Raw genomic sequence first — 16,967 nt, 5'->3', positions numbered from 1 at the left:
AAGAGAGGTTTAAAATCTTGAATAAATCTAACGTAACAGTCAGCTTTTTAATTTTTTTTCTAATTTTTTCTTTTGGAATTTATGGAAATTACATATCTTTGAATAATAAAGAAGAAGCAAGCGAACCGATAAATAACCTAGTTACTCAACCAAATAGTACTGGAAATACAAGTCCATTTCCCGACAAAAACAATTATTATATTATATATGTTAAACAGGAAAATGGTGTAGCCTCGTCTTTTATTCCTTTAAATCTCAATCCTGGTTTTAAAAATGACTCTGACTATCGTGTATCTATTTCAATAGATGACAATGGTAATATTATAAATGCAGATAAAGTTATAGAAATTGATAATTTTATTGTTTCTAAAAGCAACAAAAAAATAATTAAAAAAATAGCAGGAAAAGAGAAATATAATGAAGCTTTAAAAGAAATTGAAAATCGATTAGCTGAAATCCAAAAGTCTCTATAATTACAATCAAATTCTACCTATTCCTAATGTAAAAACTTCTATATCAATACTACTTTACAGATAATTTTAAATATCCAAAGTTAATATTTTGGAAATAAACTTAAAATGCCCCCTAGTAACACTTTTCATACAAAGGGGGCTTTTCATTTAAAAATTGGATAGAATGCAGTCAGTCTACCAACGAGCAGTCAGCATTTTCTTTCTAGTATAAAATTCAACGCCATCTGATCCATTAGCGTGTAAATCCCCATAAAACGAGTTTTTATATCCTGAAAATGGGAAGAATGCCATTGGAGCTGGTACTCCTAAATTGACACCTAACATACCAGCATCAATTGTTTCTCGGAACTTTCGAACATGGCTTCCATTTTGTGTAAATAGACATGCACCATTTGCGAATTCGGATTTGTTCGTTAATTCGATTGCTTCTTCTAATGAATTTACTCTAACAATTGAAAGTACTGGTGCGAAAATTTCTTCTTTCCAAATCTTCATATCAGTTGTTACACGATCAAATATTGTTGGGCCAATAAAATATCCTTCTTTTGTAGTAACTGCATCTTTTCTTCCATCTCTAACTAGGTGAGCTCCTTCATTTTCACCAGTTTCGATATATTGAATTGTTCTAGCTTTATGTCCTTCTCGAATAACGGGACCGAGGAATACCCCATCATCCATTCCATTGCCAATTTTTAATTCATTCGCTGCATTATGTAATCTCTCAATTAATGGATCGATTACATCACCTACTGCAACAACTACTGATGCTGCCATACATCTTTCCCCTGCTGAGCCAAACGCTGCACTAGTAATTTCTTTTACAGCTAAATCTAAATTAGCATCCTCCATTACAATCGAATGGTTTTTAGCACCAGCTAAAGCTTGGACTCTTTTACCAATTGATGCCGCTGTTTTATATACATATTCAGCAACCGGTTGAGATCCTACAAATGAAATAGCTTTTACATCTAGGTGTTCTAGTAGTCCGTTTACAACGTCATGTGCTCCATGAACAATATTTAAAACTCCATCTGGTAATCCAGCCTCTTTAAATAATTCTGCAAGACGATTTGCAAGCAATGGCGTACGTTCAGAAGGTTTTAATATGAATGTATTTCCACAAGCAATCGCTAAAGGAAACATCCAACACGGTACCATCATCGGGAAATTGAAAGGTGTGATTCCACCAATTACACCAATGGGATATCTATACATTCCTGATTCAATATTCGTTGCAATATCAGGTAATTGTTTCCCCATCATTAAACTTGGTGCACCTGCTGCAAATTCGACACATTCAATTCCTCGTTGTACTTCTCCGTGTGCTTCTCCAAAGCTTTTTCCGTTTTCTAACGTTATCAAACGAGCCAATTCATCCCAATTATCAACTAATAATTGCTGGTACTTGAATAAAATACGTGCTCTTTTAGGAACTGGTGTTTTCCCCCATGTTTGAAAAGCCTCTTTGGCAACTTCTACTGCATGATCAAGTTCAGCACGAGTTGATAGTGGCACATTTGCGATTATTTCATTTGTTGCAGGATTATAAACTGGTTCACTTGATGTCGATTTTGAATCTTTCCATTGTCCACTAATAAAGTTTTTAATTGTTTTTACACTTGTTACTGTATTCATTTTAATAGCTCCCTTCATCACCTGTAATTTTAGGTTGTTATGATCTCACCATTCTGACATTTTTGAATGTATTTCTTAATTTGATTTACTGTAGGCATTGCATCTGAACAACTATGACTTGAAATGACGATTGAAGCTGCAGCTGCTCCAAAGTCCATCGATTCAAAGAGAGACCAGTCCTCCATTAAACCATAGATGAAGCCAGCAGCATATGAGTCACCTGCCCCAAATGTCTTTATTACCTTTGCAGGAAAGGTTCTCCCTTTAACCTTTTCTCCAATTGAAGTGTAAGCAATCGAGCCATCTTTTCCATGTTTAATCACAACAATTTTTGCATAATAGCTAAACCATTTTTCTGCAGTCATTTCATCATCGTGATTAGGATTATGGTCAAAACATTCCATCATATCGAATTCTTCTCGCGTTCCAATAATGACATCGCATTTTTGAGCAATTAAATTATAATAAATCGCAGTCTCTTCAACCGAATTCCAAGTGTATGGTCGATAATCAATATCAAAAAATACACAAACATCATGTTTTCTTGCATACTCAACTGCTAAGAAAACAGCTTCTCTCGAAGGGCTCTTAGCTAAAGCCGTCCCTGAAATCAACAAAGATTTTGCACTTTTGATATAGTCCTCTTTTATATCTCTTGGTTCAAGTTTTAAATCGGCTACATTGTCTCTGTACATTAAGATACTGCAATCTACTGGACTTTTAATTTCAGTAAAAGCTAATCCAGTTTTTGAACCCGATTGATCAATTAAAACATTTGAAGTATCGATTTGATTTTTATTTAAATAATTGAGGATGAAACTTCCCATTTGATCATCTGCGACACGACCAATGAAACCGGTCTTTTTTCCTAATCTAGACATACCAATCGCAATGTTTGCAGGTGATCCTCCAACATATTTTGTAAAAGTAATGGTCTCTTCCATTGGCCGATTGATTTCATTTGCATTCAGGTCAATACATAATCTACCAAGAGCAATAAAATCGATTGGTGATTGATTACGAAACGTTAAATGATTCATATTCTCTCCTACCTTCTATGATTTCAAAGCAAGTTTGTGATTTAAGATCCATTCATGATTTGGATCATTTTGAAATTTCCATGTACGATTTGGTCCTGCCATGACATTTAAATAATAAAGCTCGTAACCTGGAAGAGCTGAAACTGGATGATAGCCTTTTGGAACAAGAACGGCATCTCCATTTCTGACAGTCATTGTTTCATTAAGTGATAAATCGTCTGTATAAACTCTTTGAATTGCTATGCCTTGATTTGGATTCACTCGATGATAGTACGTTTCTTCTAATATCGATTCATGTGGTAAATTATTTTGATCATGCTTATGTGGTGGATAACTAGATGAATTTCCTTCTGGTGTAAAAACCTCGACAACTAATAAACTGTCTGCTGGCTCATTTTCTGGTAAAATATTATGCACCTGGCGTTGAATATTACCAGCCCCTCGAATCTCTACCCCTACATCTTCTGGTGAAATAAGACGAGATGGGTAAGTGCCATTACTTGGAGCTGAACAGACAGCAATTTCAAGTTCAGTGATCGCTTCTATATGATAAAAATCGTTTAATGAAATATAAACGGAATATGGAGGGATTTTCTCGAAAATATTCATTCGTTTACCGATATTTTCCCAGATTTCTTGTTTCGTATAAACATTCGCTTTTCCGCTTAGTAACACGATGCAAACTTCTTGGTTAAAAGTTTGTTTTTTTAGAGATTGCCCTTTCTTCAGAACATAAGCTTCAAATCCGACATATTCCCAATTTGCCGATTCAGGTGTTATTTTAATTACATTTCCATCCGCTTTTGGCTCACTCAAGCTATGAACAATTAGTTTTGACATTCTACTCACTCCCATCATTAATAAGGCTTTGTCAGTTGAATATTTGTTTTCATTTCTTGATGAGCTTTTACAACTTTTGAACTATTCGAAACTTCTGAAACACCTACTCTCCACCATGATTCATATCCGTCAGTATTTGTTCCTGGCAAAACTTTTATTTCAATGAGAGTTGAAGTAGTTTCTTGCTTTGCTTTTTCTAAAGCTTTACGTAAATCATCAATTGTTGTCACTGTATATGCATTTGCACCTAAGCTTCTAGCATGGCTAGCAAAATCAAAATTCATATACTCTCCACTTAAGCGTCTTTTTTCATTTGAACGATATTTAAATTCATTACCAAAACCTTCACTACCGTGGCCTTTTTGCAAGTTATGAATACATTGGAAACCGTGATTATCAAATAAAAGGATAGTAATTTTATAATCCTCTTGTAAACTAGTTACTAATTCTGAGTGAAGCATTAAATAACTTCCATCCCCAACAAATGCGTAAACTTCGCGATTTGGTTCTGCCATTTTTGCACCAAATGCGCCCGAAACTTCATATCCCATACAGGAAAAACCATATTCCATATGATATGTTTTCGGTTTTTTACTTCTCCATAAGCGATGTAAATCACCAGGTAAACTACCGGCTGCACATACGATAATATCTTCATCATTTATTAAATGATTTATTTCTCCCATGACCCTTGTTTGTGATAAACCTTCTTTCATTTCAACGCTGTATAATCTATCAACTTCCCGATCCCATTCCGCCTTCAGTAAGCGAATTTCATTTTGTTGATAAGAGCTACGATATTCATTATTTAGTAGTGCTTCATGTAAACTACTTAAAGCCTCTTTTGCATCTGCAACGATGAATGTCGCATCTAGTTTCATCGCGTCAAAAGAGCTAGTATTAATTCCTAAAAACTCAACTTCACTATTTTGAAAAGCTATTTTTGAGCCAGTTGCAAAGTCTCCTAATCTAGTACCGACCGCAATGATTAAATCAGCTTGTTTGGCTAATTTGTTTGCTGCTAAAGAGCCTGTCACTCCAATGGCTCCTACATTTAAAGGATGATCCCACGGAATCGAACTTTTCCCTGCCTGTGTTTCAGATACCGGAATTTGAAAGGCTTCTGCAAATTTTACAAGTTCTTCGGTTGCAAATGAGTAATGTACACCTCCACCAGCAATGATAAGAGGTTTCTTCTTTCGTAGAATCAACTGAAGCGCACGTTCACGGACCGATTTTACAGCTGGTCTTCGATCAATGTGATGTACTCTCTTTTGAAAAAATTGCATCGGATAATCATAAGCTTCAGATTGAACATCTTGTGGTAAAGCAAGGGTTACTGCACCCGTTTCAACTGGATCAGTTAAAACGCGCATTGCATTAATAGCGGCTGTCATTAACTGTTCAGGACGTACAATACGATCCCAATATTTACTAACTGGTTTAAATGCATCCGTCGCACTAATTGTATAATCTGATGTGTTTTCAATTTGTTGAAGAACTGGGTCTGGCTGCCTACATGCAAAATTATCTCCTGGTAAAAGTAATACTGGAATTCGATTAACAGTAGCAGTTGCAGCTGCTGTTACCATATTTAAGGCACCTGGACCAATCGATGTAGTACAAGCAAATATTTCTAAACGATTTTTTTGCTTTGCATAAGCAGTCGCTGCATGAACCATTCCTTGTTCATTTTTACCTTGAATAAATAGTAGTTCCTCAGGACCGTATTCTAATGCTTCACCGATACCGGTCACATTACCATGTCCGAAAATTCCCATAATTCCTTTTACAAATTTATGTTCAACACCATCAAGTTCGATATATTGATTATCTAGAAATCGAAGTAACGCTTGAGCCATCGTTAAACGAATTGATTCCATAGATCCTCCTAATTTTTTGACTTAAAAAGCTGAAAATAGGTAAAACCCTCGAAAAAAGGTTCAAAAATTGGGCACGTTGATAAAGTAAATACCTATCACCATGCCCCAAACTATTTATTTATGATTGATTTTACTTACAGTACCACCAATTTGAAGTGTCGGATTTAAGACAATCTTTCTAGCAGAAGTACGATCGCTATCCAATAAATCAAGTAATAATGTAAGTGCTGTACTACCTAACTCATGCATTGGTTGTTTAATCGTAGTCAAGGAAGGATACACAATATTTGTAATCCATGATCCATCAAAACCTACAATTGACACATCACTCGGAACTTTATTTCCCGCAGCTTCAAAGGCTTTCTTTACACCAATTGCAAGAAGATCATTCGTTACAAGATAAGCAGTATGTTTCAATCCATTTTTCAAAATACGTTCACCAATTTGCTCTCCATCTACAATTTCACAGCCTTTTGCATCTATTACTTCTCTAAAAGAAGAAAGTCCCTTTTCTTCCATAATGATTTGATACGCCCTTACACGATCCTTAATGTCATTAAAAATCGGCGGTTCCGAAATTAAGGCAACTTTTTCATGCCCATTTTCAAATAAAAAGTGCATTGCCAATTGAATACCAGCGAAATTATCAGTAATGACACAGTTTGCTTTACTATCCAGTAAGTCATTCCCTATAATAACCAAGTTCTCGACTTGTTTATTTAATTTGGCAACTTGTTTAGCAGTCATATCCATCAAAAGAAGGCCATCTACATTTTGTTTGTTTAAATAAGGAATATCATTGTCTTTGTTTAATGACATGTTAGTCGTAACGATATTAATTCCTTTGTTTAATGCTTCATAATAAATCCCTTCTGCAACTTCTGCATAAAACGGATTTATATTATTTGGTGTAACTAATGCGACAGTATTTGTACGTCCAGAGGCAAGAACACCAGCCGCTGCATTATACTGGTATTGCAGACGGTCAATTACTTCGAATACCTTTTTCTTCGTCTCTGATTTTACACTCGGGTGTTCATTAATTACCCTCGAAACTGTAGCAATAGATACTCCTGCATGTTTTGCAACATCATAAATCGTTACGGACATACTGACACAACTCCAATCTATCTACTCTAAAGTTTTAAATTTGTAACCGATTCAATATAATTTATTGATTTTTGTGCATATTCAATCGGATTTGCTTGTAGTGAATCTTGTTCAGCTTCAATTACAAACCATCCTTGATAATTTATTTCAGCAAGTGTTTTGAATATTGCTTCAAAATTAATTGTACCATCACCAGGCACAGTAAAAATACCCATTCTTACAGAATCATTAAAATTAATTCCATTATCTTTCACGTTTTTCAATACATCTTCACGCACATCTTTTAAGTGAACATATTTTACACGCTCACCGTACTTTTGAATCACTTCAACTGGATCTACCCCACAGTAATATAGGTGACCTGTATCCAATAACAATGAAACAACTTCCGGGTCAGTACCTGCACAAAGCGTATGAATCTCATCTAATGTTTCAACTCCTGTACCCGTATGAATATGGTAAACAAGTGTCATTCGATGTTGTCTGCAAAATTCACCAGCAATATTTAAACCAGTACAAAGTGACGCCCACTCACGTCCAGTATATTTTTTAATCCCCTTATTTGAACGATCCTCTCTTGGATCCCAGTGAACGGAACCACCTCCATCAGCTGTTACAACAAATGTTGAACCCATTCGTTTTAAAAATAATACATGCGCTTTAAATTTTTGTAAGCTTTCGTCTAAATGATCTGGGTCAGAGAATAGGATGTCACACCATCCTGAAGTTAGGGCTAAATTTCTTTGTCCTAATTCCTTTTGTAAAGTGACAATATCCCTTGGATACTTACGACCAAGCTCCGTACCTCTAAAGCCAAGTTCATTCATTTCATCAACTATTTGTTGAAATGAGTAGTGATCCCCTAAATCTGCCATATCATCATTCGCCCAGTTAATTGGAGAAATAGCTAATTGACAATTATAAAAAGTATTCATTTTATGTCCCCTCCCGATTATACGTAAATAAGTTTTCCACCTTCACTAGCACTTCGATAACAAGCATCCGTAATAAGTACTGAACGATACGCATCATTAGCAGATACACTAAATTTTGTTTTATTTTTAACTGAATCTAAAAAGTCTTTATGCATTTGTACATAACCCCATTTTAAATTACGGTCGATTCCTCTAACATTTTTTGTTTGCTGCTCTTGTTTTAATGGACCGCACTCTGTCACTAAATCCAACTCTTCCGTAATAATTGTTCCATGGTCTCCCCATAATTGAATTCGCTCAGATGGCCAAGTCCACGACGCATGCCCATTTGTACTTAAAACAATCGACTGACCTTCCTCTGTTGTAAACATACAAGAAAAATTATCTTGAAGAGGATACAAGCACTGTTGCGAAACGCATCGTACTTCACGAATTTCCCCCATTAAATAACGAACCATATCAAACATATGAATCGTTGAATCATATAAAAATCCACCTGTTAATTCAACATTCGTTACCCATGGAGGCGAGGTCATATCACCATCATTCATAATGATATTTCCAGAAAAAACTTTAAAACCATTTTGAATAATTTGCTTCGTTTCTGCGTAAACCGGTGCAAATCGACGATTAAACCCGACATATAAACGGTTCTCGTCATCTCCTAAAACATTCATAATTTCATCCGCATCTTGTAAGCTTGTAACAAAAGGTTTCTCACAAAATACTGTTGCACCCTCTTTTAATGCCGAAACAACTGCTTCTTTATGTTTTGTATTGGGAATCGTTACAAACACAACTTCTGTTCCAGCCTGAACCATCTCAGCAACAGAACGAAATGCCCTTCCACCATGTGTTTCACAAAATGATTTGCATCTTTCCAAATCAATGTCAGTTACACCCATAAACTCTACATCCGATCTCGTTTTCAAAAGAGATGCATGTAGATTACCCATATTTCCTGCGCCAACAATACCAATTTTCATCTATTTATACCTCCATCGTTTCTTTTAATTCTTTTGCTAAAAACTGACCAAACTGATTGACTACCGACTTTGGATCAAGATTCCCTTCGTATTCAATCGAAAGCCAACCATTATAATGTACATCTCTTAATTTTCTTAAGATCGTTGGGTAGTTAATCTCTACTTCTTCACCATCACTAGTAATCTCTTTCACTTTTGCATGTACATGCCCCGAAAAGTGAGCCGTTTTTAAAACGCCTTCAAGCTGGTCAACATAATTGCCAGTATCTAAAAGTAGTTTAATAGAAGGACGATTTAAGTCATTGAACATCCTCAATACATCATCACTATTAGATAAAAAACCACCATGATTATGATTTTCGATGACGACTGTTAATCCAGCTTCTTCAACAATCGTTGCTGCTTGATCCACAAATCGAATCATTGAATTCCATTGTTTTTCTTTATCAAAGTCAGGCCAGCCTGCAAATAAGCGGAAGTTTTGAATATGTAAAGCTTTTGCGACTTCAACCCATTCTTTCACGCGAGCAATTTCCGCATTTATTTTTTCCTCTGATTCAAATCCAAAATTACAATCAAATGCTAGATTCACGATTGGTAGATCATATTGATTACTTAATTCAACAATTTCATTAAGGTAACTCTTGTCATTCGGATGAAAAATATGCTTATCTTCTATTTCAATACCATCAACAAACGATAAAGTTGAACAGTATTGAAAAAACTCATCCAACTCCATTTTTCTTTCTAAAAGAAGCTCATCAAATGATTGCGAACTACATGCTATTTTCATTAATATCTCTCCTCATTATTTAAGTGCACCAGCTGCAAGACCTTTTACTAAATGTTTGTGAATAAGTATGAATAAAATTAGGACAGGAACCGTACTTAAAAGTGAAGCTCCCATCATGTAATTCCACTGAACATCGTATCTTCCTACGAAGCTATAAAGTCCAAGTGTGATTGGCATTTTGCTATCAGTTTGAACAAAGGTTAAAGCGAAAAGAAATTCGTTCCAAGCATTAATGAATGAAAATACGCCTACCGTTACGATTGAAGGAATCGCTAATGGAGTTAAAATTCGAACTAACGTATCAAATTTATTACATCCATCAATTTGTGCAGCCTCATCAATTTCGACAGGCACATTGTTAAAGAATGAATAGATAAACCAAACTGCAAAGGAAATTGAAAAAGTAGTATTAATAATAATTAGTGACCAAATATTGTCTAACAGATGATGATTTGCGAACATTTTATAAAGTGGTACTAGGATGATAATAGGAGAAAACATTTGAATCACAAGTAACAATGCCAAAACTGCATTCTTTCCTTTAAATTGCAAACGACTTAGAGCGTATGAGGTAGGGATTGCTAGAACTAATACTAGTAGAGTAGAACCAAGTGCAATTTTAATACTGTTAATAAAATAGACGCTTAAATTTGTATGGCTCCATAGCTTAATATAATTTGAGAAAACCATATGAATTGGTAAGAAAACCGAAGTATCATATACCTCACTTTTCGTTTTTAATGATGTAATTAACATGATGAAAAATGGAAAATCAAGCAGTATGATCATCAAAAGCAGAAAACCCCAGCGTAATGTTGTCCATCCATTTAGCCTAATTCTGTACACTTTTCTTCTCCCCCTTACTTAAAATGAAATAAATAACTGAGAAGACAAGCATAATCAAGAATGTTAAAAATGAAAGTGCTGAAGCTTGCCCAAAGTCGATCTTAACAAATGATAATTTGTAAATTAATGTAACGAATGTTTCTGTCGACCCCGCTGGTCCACCCTTTGTTAAAATCCAGATGATTGGGAAAGCATTAAATGCCCAAAAAACCGAAAGAACAATAACTAAAGAGTTAACTGATTTCATTAAAGGCCAAGTGATATGCCTAAACTGTGTGATTGGCCCAGCTCCATCTAAATTAGCAGATTCATATAACTCAGGATCGATTGATTGTAAGCCTGCAAGTAAAGTAATGACAATAAAAGATATGTTTGACCAAATACCAACGATTGAAACAACGACAAATGCCGAAGTCGGTGTACCAAGCCATTGATGATACTGTTGAATTAAGTGAAAATATTTTAAAATTTGATTTAATGGTCCAAGTTCACCATGAAAAATCCACATCCAACTCATCGTCGCGATACTTAAAGGAGCTGCCCACGGTAAAACGACTAGAATATAAGCAATTTTTCTAAAACGAAATTTTTTGTTTAAAATTAAAGCAAGGAGATAGGCAAGAACAAATGCAACCCCAACAGTCACTATTACCCAAAGTACCGTTTGACCAAGTACTGCCCAAATGCCGTCGTAGGTTAAAATAGCTTTAAAATTCCCAAAAAATCCAACCGACTGGATCTTTCCAATTCGATTTACTTTTGAAACAGAAATTAATAGCGTTTGAAGCATCGGATAAATAATTGTTAAAAAGATTAATAGTAGTGTAGGGAATACGAGTAAATAAGGAAGTGCCATCTGAAAAATAGATATCTTCCTACGTTTTTTGTATGTTGAAACGCCTATCTTTTGTATGAACTCTGTCTGGGTAGGCACATGAATCTCCCCTCTCTTAATAAAAAACAGATTCGATTAATTAATTTGCATATAAATCTTTTACTTGTTTAGCAGATTCTTTCAACGCTTCTTTAGGGCTAATTTGTTGTAAATAAACTTTTTGAATTTCATCTGTAACGATATGATCCATTTGATCACCATACTTACCAGCATCAGCATATTTATTAATTGCATTTGGTAACAGCGATGCAAAGAACTTATTATTTTCAGTGCTATTGTATTTAGGATCATTTAAAACAGCAGTTAACTCTGGAATATTTCCATGATTTAACGCAAAGTTTAAGCGATTATCTGGCTTATACATGAATTGAAGGAACTTGCCAATCGCTGCCTTTTTAGAAGGATCATCATTCATAACCGAAATAACATCTGGCTGCATGACTGATTTTGAAACCATTCCTGGCTTTGCAGTTGGCACTGGCACCATTCCATACTCTACCTTTTTATCTTGGTCAAGCATCGAAGCGAACCAAGGTCCAGTAATCATCATTGCTAGCTTGCCAGATTGGAAGATTGGCTGAACACCATTTTCCCATTCTATTGCATTTGGATTCGGATTTGTTAAGCCATCCTTTACTAGCTTGTTTAAGAATGCTAATGAATCAACGCCTTGCTGTGAATTAAATAATAATTTATTTTGAGGTCCAAAATGTTTAGAAGAAACAGCCTGATCTGAATTAAAGTAGAAATACTCAAAACCTGTCATTACGTTTGGATATTTTCCACCTACACCAAAACCATAAACATCAGAAGAAGTTAATATTTTCGCGTCATTGTATAGTTCATCCCAAGTTTTTGGAGCTTGTAAATGATTTTTCTCAAACAAATCCTTACGATAATATAAAACCCTAGGATCAAGAAAGAATGGTAAACCAGTTAGTTTTCCGTTACTTCCCTTGAAAGAATTTAATGGAGTTTGAACAAAAGTATTTAGAAGATCTTTATTTGCATATGAGTCAATTGGCTTAATCGCATCCATATCTTTAAATTCACCAATCCATAAACCAGATAAATTCGCAATATCAGGAGCTTGATTTCCAGTAACCCATGTAACTAGACGATCATGATAGTCGTTCCAATTACTAACCAATAATTTAACTTTAATATTCGGATTTTCTTTCTCAAATCGTTTAATCATATCCTGCATTTCAGGCTTAATCTTTGAGTCATACTCCGCAACAGAAAATTTAATCGTAACTTTTCCGTCCCCTTTAGTCGAAGCCGACTGCTGACTACACCCTGTAAAAAGAATCATTGCTACGAAAAGTAGAATCCAACTTCTCATTAGAAATTTTTTACTCATTTTCCTTCCCCATTCCCTTTAATTTTTATATTTTCAACTTCCCGAAACTAAAAAGAAAATAAAAGTATGGCTTACAAAAAAATTCTCAATGATTCATGTAATTGCTTTCATAACAAAAGAACGTATTCTACTGGTTAATCTTATGCACCACCATTCCGTTTTTATGTAAGTTTTATGAAAAATTTGTTAAGCGTTTACATTTTTATTTTATAATTGAGTGAATATTCTTTCAACTGAAAATATTCGTGTTTTTTCTACAAAATTCCAGACATATTTAGTAACATTAAATTACAATTAACAACTAAAATCTTGAAAGATTTCCATTTTTTTCATAGAGAAAATTTTATTTGTATAACTTACGTTTTGTTTGTTACAGAAATTTACATTTTACTTTCATTTATTTCAGAAAATAAAAAAACACCTCTTAAGAGATGTGAAGTTAATCTTTTTTTAGTGCCTAGTTGATATTAGATTTTATTTATTTTTTTCTTTTACAAAATAAAAACCTGTTCCATTTTTTTGCGGAACATATCCTTGCTGTGCCGAACTATCTTCAACCATGTTTTGCTCTTCAGGCAGTAGTTGTAGTATTAGATATTTTAATGACGAAAGGTTATAAAAGGAATTTTAATTTCAAAATAGAATTATTACTTAAGGTGGTGGTATTCATGGCAGAATTAACGGATATATTAAAAGATTTTCCAATCATTAATTTCGAATCAAAAAAACAATATCTACTGAAAGAATTATTAAAACGGTATCCGAACAATATAAAATTGCTTGAATTAGTAACCCAATTTAGAAAAAGCAATACTATCGTTTCTCCAAATGATTACCCTTTATCAAATGAATTCGTAAATACGTTATATATAGCTTTAAACTCTGATGAGGATAAGGTTGAATTATTGCTAAAAGAAAAGTTAGATGAACAAAATAGAGAATTAAAGAAAGATTATGACTATAAAATAAGTTCTATCTTAAACCAGTATGAAAGATTCATTAGCCTTTTGGAAACTTATGATAAGGAACTGACAATTACATCGAAACATTTAGGTAGAAATATTAACACACAAACTATTATCGACCTAGCAAGAAAACTAAAAATAGAACTGAAATCGATAGAATAGAAAATAGGAACCTAAATTGGTTCCTATTTGTTTATACTGTATTTCGCTGTAAGTAAGTATTTAGTTTTGAAATAATTTCAGGATCGTTATCTTTTATACTCATTATTTCTCCGATAACTTTTTCTTGTTTATTTCCGTCTTCTATTGATTCAATTAGATTTAATGTGTATTGTGGAATAGCTTTTCCATCGAAAAACCTAAATTGAATAGCATTCTTTAACATTGTTGATTTAGCTCTTACTTGACTAATTTGTTGAATTTGGGTTGCGATTGAAGTCATAATTTCTTCGTCCCCTTCCAAAATATTCTCATTTAATTCATTAATTATTTTTTCTACAATTTTATCATCAGGTTGGAAGTAATAGTCTAGGAATAATGTTATCATATTTGCTTTATCAGTGCCTAAAAAACAATATGATTCTATAACCTTTTGAAGACATGAAACTTAGATTTCGTAATCATCCTCAGAGTTGTCCCTATTCATTAAAGGAGCTAAAGCCCATATAATAGAATGATGATTAATACTTGAGTCTCGCCAGTAGAAATTTTTAAGATGAACTTCATTAAATGTAAAGACGTTTTTTTCTAATCCATCAACTGCGTTATATTCATACCTATTCCTAACTCCCGTGCAAGGATAGGACTTGAAACAAATAGCAAATGAATACACTGAACAATCAGGGTGATTACTTCTAACTAAACAATTGTACTCGTACACTCTCCTAGGAAATTTTTTTTGAGCATAGGACTGGCTTTCGAAGTGAAGCAAAATCTTCTTATCTTCATCTATTAAATAAACTTCAAAAAGAACATCAACATATCTCGGTTCATTTTTCTTTATATTGAGTTTAGGTAAGTCCGTTCCCTCGGATAGCAACCTAACGTGTCTGTTCCAATCAATTTTAAAATAAAAATCTGGATAAAAACATTGTAAGTATTCTTCCAGAAACAGATGGAGGAGGTTTTTAAACATCCTATCGTGTCCTAAATTATCAAATTCTTTACACATATTTCCCCCTGCAAATGCATTTAGAATCAATTGTTTTTATTAATGGAAAAACAATGAATAATTCTTGTTAATCCTTTGGTAATTCGATTGTATGAAGAATTCTTCTTTCCAACGTAGTAAAGTGTTCATTTCTTAAATTAAAGTGAGGTTACTTCAGGAAGAGGTTTTTTATGATATTGGATTCAATTAATATAGGCTCATCTAGGAACGTTACAGTAGAGTGGCTACTACTTTTACTACTGGATACAGGTTTAAGTAAGAAAATCAACAAAAAAACGATCACAATAAAAGCTAAAATAAAAATTAAAATTACTCTAAATAAATTTCCCATTATACTCTCCTATTTCATGATATTTCTATTTAAAACATTTAAACCTCAACATATACTAAGTTAATCCAAAGTGATGATACTAGAATTAAATTCAAACTTAGACCAATATTGACCTTTTCTTTCCATCTCCTATTTGATGAAATGATTGAAACCAGAAAACTTAGTAGGCTTAAAATAATGCTCAAACAATTTAAACTTAAAAATATGTTAAAATTGTTAAATCCGTTAAAGGTGACATTTAAAAAGAAAATTGAGTAACTAAAAATAAGATAGTAAAAACTTTTCAAATTTAAACACACCCCCGCGAAATCGCATTGTTTTGTGAATATACTAACATATTAATTTACTGGAAAAATGTTCTATATTTGAAAAATGTATGAAGTTAGCCTAATTATTAACGTTTGTTCCTTAAATTGTAACAATTCCTCAAAAATCTCTTTTATGTTAGGTGCTATATTGTAATTAATTTATAATGTCTAAACAAAAAGGAGTGTCCATATGAAGATGACTAAAAAAATACCCATTTTAACAATCTCTTCATTTGTAGTTGTTGGTATAATTTATTCTACTAATACCCCAAATAGAGTAAAAATTTCAAATACAGAATATGAATTTGATATTACTAAAAAAGAAAATATAACAGAAGCAGCAAAACAATTGTATGTAGGAAAAGTAGTCGAACAATTAGATACAGAATCAGATGAGGGTGGGCCGTATACACCATATAAGGTGGAAGTCGAAAATAATTTAAAAGGTGAATTGGAAGCAAATCAGGAAGTTATAGTTGAACAACGTATTGGTTATGAAAGTAGTCACAAAGCTATAAGAAAGATGGATGTTGAAGATGATTTTTTAACTACTGAAAATTCATATGTCTTTGCAACAAGTAATATAAAAGACAAAGATCGATATAGAATTATCGTTCCGTTAAAAGGTAATACAAAAATTAAGGGAAAAAATGATAAACTTCCAAATGAGGTAATTCTAAAAGAATTTAAAGAAGCATTAAAGAAAAATAAAGAAAAACGTAAAAACGAATTATAATTAATGCTCACCCTCAATTATTGCGGATTTTTTTTGTTCACTTAAAGATTTCCAAAGCTCTCTTTATTTGATAAAAATTCATCCAATGCCTCTTTCATTAACTCATTTGGAAACGCATTTAACTTACATAAAGGAGTCTGGTTAAGTTTGAGATTTAAATGAAGTAAACTAATTATTTCGCCTTTCTCAGCCAATCGATAAACATAAGATTCAGCAAGATAAATCATATCATTCATTTGTGAAAGTATACTTCGATCGCTTGTCGCAGTGTATTGAACTTCCCCTAGTTGTTTCATATATTGATCGACTTTCTCAACATCGAATTCGTTTGCCAGAAAATTTGTCACAATACTTCTCTTCATTAACTCTTCAAAATTTGTAAAATCCTTTTTTAATAGACCATACATAACAAAACAATATCTAGTTACATTATTCATTACCAATACACATTTTTTGCGGCCAATTTTAAAGATATTCGCGTGCCAGCAAAAAAGCTGATTCTCGTTTGATAAATCTGGTTTATCTACTTTTATTTTCATTTCATCTGAAAGTTTTTTTGTTAATTGAATGTACATGTTTTCGGTCCTCGTTTATTAATTATTTTTAGTTATATTCTAACATCGCATCAAACTAAATCTAGTATCTAAAGAATATATT

Annotated in this window: 17 protein-coding genes; 3 read left to right on the top strand and 14 right to left on the bottom strand. The window is 33.3% G+C overall.

What is annotated here, in order from left to right; genetic code table 11:
• The first annotated feature begins 17 nt into the window (after window positions 1-17).
• A complete protein-coding gene (locus MY490_RS06815; protein WP_248268552.1) occupies window positions 18-473 on the top strand; it encodes a hypothetical protein in 456 nt (151 codons plus the stop codon).
• A gap of 174 nt (window positions 474-647) precedes the next feature.
• Here MY490_RS06815 and MY490_RS06810 read toward each other — a convergent pair whose 3' ends face one another.
• From MY490_RS06810 to MY490_RS06760, 11 genes are all read right to left on the bottom strand, one after another.
• A complete protein-coding gene (locus MY490_RS06810) occupies window positions 648-2,108 on the bottom strand; it encodes a CoA-acylating methylmalonate-semialdehyde dehydrogenase (protein ID WP_248268551.1) in 1,461 nt (486 codons plus the stop codon).
• Window positions 2,109-2,137: 29 nt separating this feature from the next.
• A complete protein-coding gene (gene iolC, locus MY490_RS06805) occupies window positions 2,138-3,148 on the bottom strand; it encodes a 5-dehydro-2-deoxygluconokinase (protein ID WP_248268550.1) in 1,011 nt (336 codons plus the stop codon).
• Window positions 3,149-3,163: 15 nt separating this feature from the next.
• Window positions 3,164-3,988: a 5-deoxy-glucuronate isomerase gene (iolB, locus tag MY490_RS06800; RefSeq protein WP_248268549.1), complete on the bottom strand. Its 825-nt coding sequence runs from the start codon at window positions 3,986-3,988 to the stop codon at window positions 3,164-3,166.
• A 17-nt stretch (window positions 3,989-4,005) separates the two neighbouring features.
• A complete protein-coding gene (iolD, locus tag MY490_RS06795) occupies window positions 4,006-5,871 on the bottom strand; it encodes a 3D-(3,5/4)-trihydroxycyclohexane-1,2-dione acylhydrolase (decyclizing) (RefSeq protein WP_248268548.1) in 1,866 nt (621 codons plus the stop codon).
• A gap of 114 nt (window positions 5,872-5,985) precedes the next feature.
• Window positions 5,986-6,981, bottom strand: a complete 996-nt coding sequence (locus tag MY490_RS06790; RefSeq protein WP_248268547.1) for a LacI family DNA-binding transcriptional regulator — start codon at window positions 6,979-6,981, stop codon at window positions 5,986-5,988.
• 26 nt (window positions 6,982-7,007) lie between these two features.
• Window positions 7,008-7,916 carry a myo-inosose-2 dehydratase gene (iolE, locus tag MY490_RS06785; RefSeq protein WP_248268546.1) on the bottom strand — a complete coding sequence of 303 codons (909 nt, stop codon included), beginning with the start codon at window positions 7,914-7,916 and terminating at the stop codon, window positions 7,008-7,010.
• A 17-nt stretch (window positions 7,917-7,933) separates the two neighbouring features.
• Window positions 7,934-8,902: a Gfo/Idh/MocA family protein gene (locus MY490_RS06780; RefSeq protein ID WP_248268545.1), complete on the bottom strand. Its 969-nt coding sequence runs from the start codon at window positions 8,900-8,902 to the stop codon at window positions 7,934-7,936.
• A gap of 4 nt (window positions 8,903-8,906) precedes the next feature.
• Window positions 8,907-9,695: a sugar phosphate isomerase/epimerase family protein gene (locus MY490_RS06775; RefSeq protein ID WP_248268544.1), complete on the bottom strand. Its 789-nt coding sequence runs from the start codon at window positions 9,693-9,695 to the stop codon at window positions 8,907-8,909.
• Between the two features lie 15 nt (window positions 9,696-9,710).
• The gene (locus MY490_RS06770) at window positions 9,711-10,541 is read right to left on the bottom strand and encodes a carbohydrate ABC transporter permease (protein ID WP_248268543.1); all 831 of its coding nucleotides are present in this window, start codon (window positions 10,539-10,541) and stop codon (window positions 9,711-9,713) included.
• Entirely contained in the window at window positions 10,528-11,475 is a 948-nt protein-coding gene (locus MY490_RS06765; protein ID WP_248268542.1) for a carbohydrate ABC transporter permease, read from the bottom strand. The genes MY490_RS06770 and MY490_RS06765 overlap by 14 nt, the downstream gene beginning before the upstream one ends.
• A gap of 40 nt (window positions 11,476-11,515) precedes the next feature.
• Entirely contained in the window at window positions 11,516-12,799 is a 1,284-nt protein-coding gene (locus MY490_RS06760) for an ABC transporter substrate-binding protein (protein ID WP_248268541.1), read from the bottom strand.
• 668 nt (window positions 12,800-13,467) lie between these two features.
• Between MY490_RS06760 and MY490_RS06755 the strand changes: the two genes are divergently transcribed.
• The gene (locus MY490_RS06755) at window positions 13,468-13,926 is read left to right on the top strand and encodes a hypothetical protein (protein ID WP_248268540.1); all 459 of its coding nucleotides are present in this window, start codon (window positions 13,468-13,470) and stop codon (window positions 13,924-13,926) included.
• Between the two features lie 31 nt (window positions 13,927-13,957).
• Here the strand turns inward: MY490_RS06755 and MY490_RS06750 are convergent, their stop codons facing one another.
• Window positions 13,958-14,311 carry a hypothetical protein gene (locus MY490_RS06750; protein WP_248268539.1) on the bottom strand — a complete coding sequence of 118 codons (354 nt, stop codon included), beginning with the start codon at window positions 14,309-14,311 and terminating at the stop codon, window positions 13,958-13,960.
• Window positions 14,312-14,371: 60 nt separating this feature from the next.
• Window positions 14,372-14,935, bottom strand: coding sequence for an RpnC/YadD family protein (locus tag MY490_RS06745; protein ID WP_248268538.1), 564 nt, complete (start codon window positions 14,933-14,935; stop codon window positions 14,372-14,374).
• An 829-nt stretch (window positions 14,936-15,764) separates the two neighbouring features.
• On the opposite strand from MY490_RS06745, the gene MY490_RS06740 reads away from it, so the two are divergent.
• Window positions 15,765-16,310, top strand: coding sequence for a hypothetical protein (locus MY490_RS06740; protein ID WP_248268537.1), 546 nt, complete (start codon window positions 15,765-15,767; stop codon window positions 16,308-16,310).
• Between the two features lie 41 nt (window positions 16,311-16,351).
• Here MY490_RS06740 and MY490_RS06735 read toward each other — a convergent pair whose 3' ends face one another.
• Entirely contained in the window at window positions 16,352-16,885 is a 534-nt protein-coding gene (locus tag MY490_RS06735; RefSeq protein WP_248268536.1) for a DUF6933 domain-containing protein, read from the bottom strand.
• Window positions 16,886-16,967: the final 82 nt, after the last annotated feature.

It is taken from the genome of Gottfriedia acidiceleris, from assembly GCF_023115465.1.
Taxonomy (GTDB): domain Bacteria; phylum Bacillota; class Bacilli; order Bacillales; family Bacillaceae_G; genus Gottfriedia; species Gottfriedia acidiceleris_B.
This window is presented reverse-complemented; position numbering and strand designations above follow the sequence as displayed.